Below are 9,318 nucleotides of genomic sequence, written 5' to 3'. Positions count from 1 at the left end.
ATTACCTCTAAAATTCGGCAGCGACTCTAAAATGCAGCCGGGGGTCACCGCTTTCGATCGTGCCTTGCGAAATAAACGGAAATGCCACGTCCAGATTGGCAACCAAATATTTCCACGCCTGAAACCGAAGGCCGACGCCGCCGCTGGCCAAATTAATTTTGTTATCGATACCGGGCAGTGCGCTTTTTATCCAACCTCGTCCGGCATCTAAAAAGACTAGGCCCCGAAAGGTATTGACGGCTTCCCAGTCGCTGTCAAAAGGGAGCAATCTCGGCGAATATAATTCGATCGAACCTTGCACGCCGTCATCTGACAGTACTTGAGTTTCAAAGTAGCCACGAACACTGTCATCGCCGCCGATCGAGTATTGTTCGTTACTGATAATAGGCGAATCGGCGATTTGACCGGATATACGGCTGACAAAATCCATTCCCCAAGGCAGGTTGTACTTATAATCGATGCCGCCGTTGAGCATCAGGTAATTCGGTTTGGCCAGAAAGCGTTTGTCGGCAAACTCCTGCTCATCGTTACCGAGGCCGCGAATTGAAAAATTCACGCCTAAATTGAATGACAGCAGGGAGTTCTCATCGCTGACCGTACCGTTGTATTGAGCCATGAACGGTAAATAAGTGATCGGAGTTTTTAAGGTGTCGGCCCCGAGTAAATTGAGGTCTTCGGCAAAGGACTTGTAATCGACGCCAAGAGTAAAGCTGTGTGAATAATGATCTTTGCCGGTCAGCGGTAAAATCAATCGGGCGCCGTAAATATCGCCGGTGCCGATGACCGATAAGGCGCCGGCGCTGGCAATTTGCGAATCCGAGGACGAACTGACCGCATACAGAGCGAGTTTGGCATCGGTATCGAGCAAGGGCATGACATAAGTGCCGACGAAGACTTCGACTTCTTCCGGCTTTTCGGGCGAGGTCTGATACATGAATGAGGCGCTATGGAATTTTTGCCATAAATTATCGTAGCGTAACGATGCGATCGTCCTTAAGCGGCTAGTATTGGCGACATTTCTGCCGTTGACTTCGACTTTGCCGTGAATGGGCATGCTGTCTTTGACTTTTAAATCCACCTCAACCGTGCCGGGCGTTTCGCCGGCTCGTAATATCGGCACCACGCTTCGGTCTGACGATTCCTTACCTAGGTCAGCTAACTGCTGTTGCATGACTTGAATATTAGGCACTTTTCCTTCGGCTAATTCCGGAATTTTGGCTTTGATACGACCCAATGAGAAATAACGCGAATCGGTCACGCGTAAACGGGATACCTTGCCCTCGGTCACTTCCAAATACACCACGCCTCCGACGACGTCCTGCTCCGGAATGTCCACGGCGACTGTTTGGTATCCTTGACTGTGATAGATTTTTTCCAGTGAGGCGCGGGCTTGTTCCACGGTATCGATGCTCTTATCTTCGCCTAGAAAAGGGTAGACTCCCCGTTCGATGGTTTTACGGTCCAGCAACGTATTGCCTTTGACTCTAAGCTCCCATAGGTCGAAGTGATTTTCGTCTTCGGCAAGTGTTATTGAGCTTGTTAAGCACATAACCACGACAACTAACCAACGAATCGTCGAAAAAACCTTTTTAATCATAGAATTGTTAGCATGTTACAAACAGGACAGCCCCCGCAGGACGGAGGCTGTAAATAAAGGTGCATCCTTGCTCGGTCTATTGCAGACACGTATTCCAGAGGGGTGGTTAGGATTAGAGGATTACTTATAAAGGCTTGTCGGAATCGATTTTCAACAACACCGGGACATTACAGTTATCCAATAGACCGCCCGCGGCATGCGAATAACCTATGACCGGAGCGTTTTCATCGACAATGTGCGAGAAGGGGTGACCGTTACTGGCGACCGCCAAATAACCTGATTTTCCGAAAGTATAGCTGGATGTTTGATTGAGAACGCTGGCAACCGTTGTTGGGTTGGCGGCATCGACTACGATTTTTTCAATGATTGCCAACGTATCGCCGGATGGTGAACCTGCACCGGTTTTACGCCATTGGAAAGTCGGCTCCACCCAATCCATATAAGTGCCGTTGGCCGCATTTTTCAAAGTGGGCGCATAACCGTCGATTTTTATGAACTTATAGGCAAATGCGTTATTGGCATTTTTTTCCAAACTTTGTTGGCCGATTGCCCATGCGGTCACTGCTTGTCCATTGATGTTGCTGTTTAAACCGCTGGTATTGGTGCCTTTGCCGAAGTCATCCAAACATCTGTCCATATTGCCGGAACCGGAGTTTTCGAAAACGCGGGGACCCTCAAACGGATTATCATCGGAGATTACCGGATCCGAAACCATCGGCTCCATCGCGCAGCGCGTACATGGATGGTGCAGGAATTTCGCATATTGTTGGGCGCCGGTACCGGAACCGTCGACCCTTTTGCAGTAATGCATCAGATCACTCTGTGGTGGAGTGACGCCGGGATATTGGGTCAGTGGATGATCAACGCCGTCTTTCGTGACGATGAATTCATCCCAGCTTTTGATTTGGCCCGTGATCAATGAAGCGACTTGCTGTTTACTCAAAGAGGGCATACATTCTTCGGTATATTCACCCTTGGAACAGGAGCCGGGCAGTTCTCCCCGGTCTATCTGAACGGTTTGCAACGCATCATATAAACCATTGGTTACCGGCACACCAAAAATCAATGCAGCTACCGCTCTGACTTCCAGTGCTTGGATGCTACGCTGTGTCATCGGTTTGAAACCCTTAGGCGTATTCCGGCCTCGGAACATAAAAGGGTCTACATCGGAAATACCGATATTGGGATGTTTTGGCGTCAAATCGCCCGGGTTGTTGATGGTACATGTCCATTTTTTTCCGCCGGCAGTGTCTTCGGTACAGTTGTTGTTAAAGATATTCAACGCATCCAGTTGCGACTCTTCGGCTAACGGATTGACGCCTTGTGCCGAACCGCCCGCCGAGCGTTTGATGAACAGGACTTTTTTTGGCGCCGACAGTCCAGGGACATTAGCCGGGGTCAAGGTGCAAAAGAAGGCTCGGTAACCGGCACCATTATTGGGATCGGTGTAATAATCGGTGTCTTGGCAGATATTGTTGAACATACTAGTCATGGCATTGTCCATTGCGGTAGCGCCGGACATGAACAGCTCCAGGTCGGGCGTATCACTAGGTGTCCAGGCCTGTGCCGCGCCGGAAAACCCGGTTAAAGAAAGAGCCGCCAAAGCAGCCGTTAACGCATGTTTTTTCATGATTAAATTCTCGTAAGAGTTGATGGAAATGGTTGCAAATGTAAAAATTCACACACGCCTTTGAATATTTAAAAAGCTCTCTAAAAGACACTTTCAAACAAATTCTTTAAAGTAGCGGTGAGCTAATAAATTGCTTTGAATAAATGTCTTTACGGAACAGCTCCGTATCAAGCCATTCGACTTAGGAGAATTTTTTCACAGTAATGCGTCTACTGTTTTACAGTTGTGTTAAATATTGATGAAATGTATTACGTTTGCGATGATTTTTCGCGCCAGCCGTTACTATGAGTCATCTTTAATTCTTTTATCTGAGCTTGATAACTTTGCTTCGAGTTGTCTGTCACAATTTTTTTACACCTTATTAATAAGATCGGCGCATTTTTTGCCGAAATCAGATAGTCATACTGCTTCTACCGTCATAATCGTGTCATAAATCTCTGAAATAATTTTGCTTTAAGTTAAGCAATAAGAGAGCACCAATGAAACGATTTGGATTTTTGTTATTTTTTTTGATGCTGATGCCGCAAATGGCCTGCGCATGGTGGAACGCCGATTGGAGTTACAAGAAAAAAATAGATCTGGATCTCACGCAGGCGGGAGTTAGCGTTCCTGATGATGCCCTTGCACTGATTCGTTTACACACCGGCAACTTTTCATATTTCATGGATGTGGCGGATCTGGGAAAGGATATTCGCTTTATGGCGGGAGATGACAAAACGCCATTGAAGTTCTACATCGAAAAATTGGACCCAATCAATGAAATGGCATTGATTTGGGTCAAATTACCGAAGGATATTGCAACGGCCCCGGAACCAACTCTGTACATGTATTACAGCAATCCTCTGGCGCCTGACGGGCAGGATGCGGCCGGTGTTTTTCCTGTCGATCAAGTCTTGAGCCTGCCGTTTACCAAAGATGGCGTTGCCGACATGACCGCTTATGCGAATAATCCGTCCGAAGCGACTGCAGCGGCAGGGGAAGGCGGCTTGATTGGGCATGCAGGTGTTTTTGAAGGGGAGCAAATCGTTCGAATACCGGCTTCCGCGTCTTTACTGACAGCATCCGATCCCGGTTGGACTTTGTCTACGTGGTTAAAAATCGATCAACCGAATGAAGATGGTGTGGTCTTTCAAAGAGCCGGAGCAACAGGAAGCCTGACTTTTTCTGTTAGAGAACAAACGGCGAATTTAGAGCTTGCCGATGCTTCCGGTGAGGTGCAGACTTTTCCCGTTTCTACACCATTCACTCCGGGAAGTTGGCACCATTTCGCTGCAATCGTAACTGCCGATAGGGTAGTGATTTATTTGAACGGTGCTGAGGTCGGGTCATTTTCGATAATAGTTCCCGGCTTTGACGGCGATATTACCATTGGTGGCGATGCCTATGGCGCGCGCGGATTGGTCGGCGCGATCGATCAATTAAGTGTTTACAAGTCTCCGCGTTCGGCAGAAGCGATCAAATTCGATGCATTGATGCAAGGGCAGGCTTCGCCGTTATTGGTGTACGGCGAAGATTTATCGCCGGAATCGGAAGGCGGCGGTGGGTCGCATGTGATGTCGACGATGCAGCATGTATCGCTCGATGGGTGGATCATCATCGGAATATTGGCGGTGATGTTGGTTATCAGTTTTTTGGTGATGGCCGCGAAGGCGTTGGTATTGATCAAAAATCATAAAGAAAACAGAAACTTCGAAGACGAGTTCATGAAGTTGAAAACTGCCGAATTGGAAGCGCTGAACCACGAAGATACCGAGGACGACGAAGCGGTCAATGCCTCGCCATTGTTGGCTTCGTTGACCGGGGGGCATGAACGTTTTACCGGGTCTTCCGTTTACCGGTTGTATCATGTCGGTATAGAAGAACTGCACAATCGCCTTGCCAAGAGTGTCGGCGCCGATGTTGCCGAGGCGTTTGTCACCGATAAAGGCATGGATTCGATTCGAGCAGCGATGGAATCTTGTTTGATTCGAGAAACGCAAAAACTCAATAGTCTGATGGTGTTACTGACAATTTCTATTTCCGGAGGTCCGTTTTTAGGTCTGCTCGGTACCGTAATCGGGGTTATGGCGACCTTCGGCGAAATCGCCGCAAGCGGCGAGGTTAACGTCAATGCGATCGCACCCGGTATTGCAGCGGCATTGGCTACAACCGTTGCGGGTCTGGTTGTCGCGATTCCGTGTTTGTTCGGTTATAACTATTTGAATAGCCGTATTAAATTGATTTCCGCCGATATGTATATTTTTGTCGACGAGTTTACGGCCAAACTCTCCGAGCGTTACTCCGATTAATCAGCGGACCTCTTGAATTGCCAGGCAGCGAGTATCTTTAGTCTCGCTCTGACCAAATACGAACGAGTTATTTATTATGCGTTACAAAGAAGAACTGGAAAGTTACGACGATATCAATGTCACGTCCATGTTGGATTTGGCCTATGTGTTGTTAATCGTCTTCATTATCATGACCACGGCCGCCGTGCAAGGAATCACCGTCAATTTACCGAAAGCCAGTGATACACCGAGTTTGGCCAAGCCGAAAACCAAGGCAATCACGATCACGGCCGACGGTACGATTTTTCTCGATACCTATCCGGTAACGTTGGAGCAGTTGGAATCATTACTACAACAGTACCGTGCGGCTGATCCGGAATTGCCAGTGATCATCAAAGGCGATGCGACCGTGCAATATCAGAACGTTGTTGATGTATTGGCTTTAATGGGCCGCATCGATATTACGCAGATCGGTCTGGTGACGCAGAACCTAGTCAAATAACGCGGTTATGAGTAAACACAAAAGCTGGAAGGTGCATCTGCCGAAGATCATCGGCGGCGTGATTGGTTTGATTTTGGTGGCTCTGATAATTTACGGCATTAGCAATTTCAAGCAAGACAGCGACGAGCGTCCGCAAAAAAAAATCCAGCCGATTACCTTGTTGAAGCCGCCGCCGCCTCCTCCGCCCCCACCGAAAATTGAGAAGCCGCCCGAGCCGGAAAAGATCGAGGAAAAGATCCCGGAGCCTGATCCGGAGCCTGAAAATCTCCCGGATGTCGACGATGCGCCGCCTGCCGATAGTTTGGGACTTGATGCTGACGGCAGCGCCGGTTCCGACGGCTTTGGCTTGGCTGCACGGAAAGGCGGGCGCGGATTGTTGAGCGGCAATCCCAACGCTTGGTACGGCAATATTATCAGGAATCAAATGCAAGTGGTGATTTCCGAGGTCGACGATTTACGTAGAACGCGTTACACGGCGACGGTTCGTATCTGGGTCGATAAGCAAGGTAATGTGACTCGATTTGAATTGGTCCGGGGCAGTGACGATGCTCGGATCGACGAAAAGTTGCAAATGACGCTCTCCAAGTTGAAACGAATCAATAAAGCCCCGCCGGCCGGGATGAAACAGCCGATCAAATTTCGAATTACGAACCGCATTTAACTTCAGTTAATGGGAAAGACAATGTTACAGAAAAAGGCTGTCACGGCCTTAGTGTTGTTGAGCGTTTTAGGGCCGGTGCAGGCCGGTGAAAAAGAGGAATTGCTGAAACTGCGCAGCACGACCGAAAGCCTAATCAAGCAATTGGTCAAACAAGGCGTTTTGACCGAAGAAACCGCTGAAACGATGTTCAAGGAAGCCGAAGCCGAAGCTGGGAAGATCGCATCGCAAGCAAGGACCGCCGCGGCGCTAAGCAATGCGGCATCGGTTGGCGAACTCGCCGACGACGAAGTCCGGGTTTCCTATATTCCCGATTTTATCAAGGATCAAATTCGCGATGAGATCCGCGCGGAATTGCGCGAAGATGTTACCGGTGACGTAATCAGTAAGGCCAAGGAAGAAGGTTGGGGTTTGGCCGATGCCTTGCCGGAATGGACTCGAAAATTTAAGTTGTCGGGGGATTTGCGTTTGCGGTATGAGCCGGTTTTTTATGCCGATGAAAATGCCAGCGGCTTGAGTATTTTCCCTTTTTATCCGAATGGACAAGCAATCAATCAACTGGGCGGTGCCAGAAATGCGGGGTTGGACCTTATCGAAAATACTACGACGAACAATCAGCGCTTTCGGCAACGCTTTCGGTTGGGCATCGATGCCGATATCGCGGAAGGTTTAGAAGCCGGAATCCGTCTATCGACCGGTAATTTCAGAGATCCCGTTTCAACAAATCAAACCATGGGGCAAACAGGCGATCGTTATGACTTCAACATCGACCGGGCCTATCTTCAATACGACGATGTCGACAGTTTCGGTTTTAATTGGCTTTCTCTGATGGGCGGACGTATCAAAAATCCTTTTTTCGTTGGAGGGGGGGAGTTCACCAGTGGCTCCGAGTTGGTTTGGGATACCGATTTGTCATTCGAAGGTTTTGCGGCGACTTATCGATACAACTTAGGATTGTCTAATGGTTTAGGTGACGGCGCACGAGTACTCTATGCGACAGGTGGGGCTTTTCCGCTGCAGGAAGCTCCATTCAGTCATAACGATAAATGGCTGTTCGGCGGACAGGTTGGTTTGGACTGGGGATTTAAAAATAAAGACAATCTGAGAATGGCTTTGGCTTATTATGATTTTAAAAATATCACAGCCAGGCCGAATACATCAACCGCATCCGGTACCTGCGATGTCAATTCTCGTGAAAATACCGCTTCGATGCCGGAATTCATGCAAGGCGGTAATACGCTGGCAACAATCTGTCGTGACGGTGCATTTAATGATCCTTTACCCAGCGAATTTCCCGGTATGGTTGGTTTAGCGTCTGAGTTTAAAATTGTCAATTTTACCGCACGCTATGATATGGCCTTATTTGATCCGATTCACTTAACGTTATCCGGTGATTATGCAAAGAACATCGGCTTCGACAGCGAAAAAGTGGCAGCCGCGAGAGTATTAGGCGGCGCTTTGGGCAGCGGGGCAGTGGACGAACAAACTACCGCTTGGCAATTACGTGCCGACTTGGGTTGGTTGAGAGTCGATAAAAAAGGCAATTGGAGTACTTTTGTCGCCTATAAACGGGTCGAACGCGATGCGGTAGTCGATGCCTTTTCGGATTCGGACTTTCACCTCGGCGGCACGAATGCTAAAGGCTGGATTCTCGGGGCTAACTATGCGCTGCTCAACAATGTTTGGTTAACTAGCCGCTGGCTAACCGCAGAAGCGATAACCGGGCCGCCTTATGGTATCGACGTTTTCCAAATCGATATCAACACCAAGTTTTAAGGTTGTGGTGAGCCGTGAAATCTATAGAAGAGGCGAGCCAATGTTTGTCCTGTCCGGACGGCCAATTGTGATCAATTTCCGAATATCATCAAATCTTATGATCAAGATCATTTCAAATTTTTTGGCCGTTTTGTTTGTTTCCTCATTGTTATCGAATGCCGTTTATGCTCAGGCAGCCAGGCGAGACGACGGCGGCAGCGCGCGTGTCATCAACAAGCTGCAGGCGATGGTCCGCGAAATGACCGCCGAGCGCGATGCCTTGAAAGCAGAAAACGATAAGCTGGCCGCCGAGATCGAAACGCTGAAAGAGCAGCATGAAGCGGCGGTTTCTCGTGAAGAAAAACTGGGCGGCGAGCTGGACACGCAAAAAAGTACCATTGAAGCGGTTCGCGGCCGGCTCGATCAAACTCATGGGAAATTGGTCGAAGTTGTCGAAAAATATAAGGTATTGAATCAGTCCAAAAACCAATTGAGCCTGGAGCATGCCGAGCTGCAAAAACTCCAAGAATTTACCGTTTCGGAACTGGATTCCTGCGAGAATAAAAATATCAAGATGTATCAAGCAACTCGAGACATGCTCAAAGATTATGGCGGGCAAAGTCTTTGGGCGCGACTAGTGCAGGCCGAGCCGGTTTTTCAATTCAAAAGCGTTGAACTCGAAAACATCATTCAGGAATACGAAGACAAATTGATCGAGCAACAATACAGGCGCAAGACCGAGCCTGAAGAAGTTTACGAAGAGACAGAAATCGTAGATGAAATGCAGGAATCCGCTCAAGATTCAAAACCTGAAGAAATTCAAGAGCCTGACGATATTCAAAGTCAAGAGGAAGGCAGCTAAAGAAGGAATAGCTAACGATAGCAATATCAAAATGTTACGGACGGGTT

At 48.4% G+C, this 9,318-nt stretch carries 7 protein-coding genes; 5 read left to right on the top strand and 2 right to left on the bottom strand.

Annotated features, from left to right (window positions below; all coding sequences use genetic code 11):
- Window positions 1-7 precede the first annotated feature (7 nt).
- A complete protein-coding gene (locus METBU_RS0109890; RefSeq protein ID WP_017840470.1) occupies window positions 8-1,597 on the bottom strand; it encodes a ShlB/FhaC/HecB family hemolysin secretion/activation protein in 1,590 nt (529 codons plus the stop codon).
- A gap of 124 nt (window positions 1,598-1,721) precedes the next feature.
- Window positions 1,722-3,227 carry a hypothetical protein gene (locus METBU_RS0109885; RefSeq protein ID WP_017840469.1) on the bottom strand — a complete coding sequence of 502 codons (1,506 nt, stop codon included), beginning with the start codon at window positions 3,225-3,227 and terminating at the stop codon, window positions 1,722-1,724.
- 479 nt (window positions 3,228-3,706) lie between these two features.
- Between METBU_RS0109885 and METBU_RS0109880 the strand changes: the two genes are divergently transcribed.
- The 5 genes from METBU_RS0109880 to METBU_RS23870 all read left to right on the top strand — a co-directional run bounded on the left by METBU_RS0109880 (window position 3,707) and on the right by METBU_RS23870 (window position 9,271).
- Window positions 3,707-5,515 carry a DUF2341 domain-containing protein gene (locus METBU_RS0109880; RefSeq protein WP_017840468.1) on the top strand — a complete coding sequence of 603 codons (1,809 nt, stop codon included), beginning with the start codon at window positions 3,707-3,709 and terminating at the stop codon, window positions 5,513-5,515.
- A 76-nt stretch (window positions 5,516-5,591) separates the two neighbouring features.
- Window positions 5,592-5,996, top strand: coding sequence for an ExbD/TolR family protein (locus tag METBU_RS0109875; protein ID WP_014149416.1), 405 nt, complete (start codon window positions 5,592-5,594; stop codon window positions 5,994-5,996).
- Between the two features lie 7 nt (window positions 5,997-6,003).
- A complete protein-coding gene (locus METBU_RS0109870; RefSeq protein ID WP_017840467.1) occupies window positions 6,004-6,657 on the top strand; it encodes an energy transducer TonB family protein in 654 nt (217 codons plus the stop codon).
- A 21-nt stretch (window positions 6,658-6,678) separates the two neighbouring features.
- Complete coding sequence (locus METBU_RS0109865; protein WP_017840466.1) at window positions 6,679-8,430, top strand: putative porin; 1,752 nt, start codon at window positions 6,679-6,681, stop codon at window positions 8,428-8,430.
- Between the two features lie 97 nt (window positions 8,431-8,527).
- The gene (locus tag METBU_RS23870) at window positions 8,528-9,271 is read left to right on the top strand and encodes a hypothetical protein (protein WP_138767089.1); all 744 of its coding nucleotides are present in this window, start codon (window positions 8,528-8,530) and stop codon (window positions 9,269-9,271) included.
- The last annotated feature ends 47 nt before the right edge of the window (window positions 9,272-9,318 follow it).

This window comes from Methylotuvimicrobium buryatense 5G (assembly GCF_000341735.1).
GTDB classification, from domain to species: domain Bacteria; phylum Pseudomonadota; class Gammaproteobacteria; order Methylococcales; family Methylomonadaceae; genus Methylotuvimicrobium; species Methylotuvimicrobium buryatense.
Note: the sequence above shows the minus strand (reverse complement) of the source record. Positions and strands in the feature narration are given on the sequence as shown.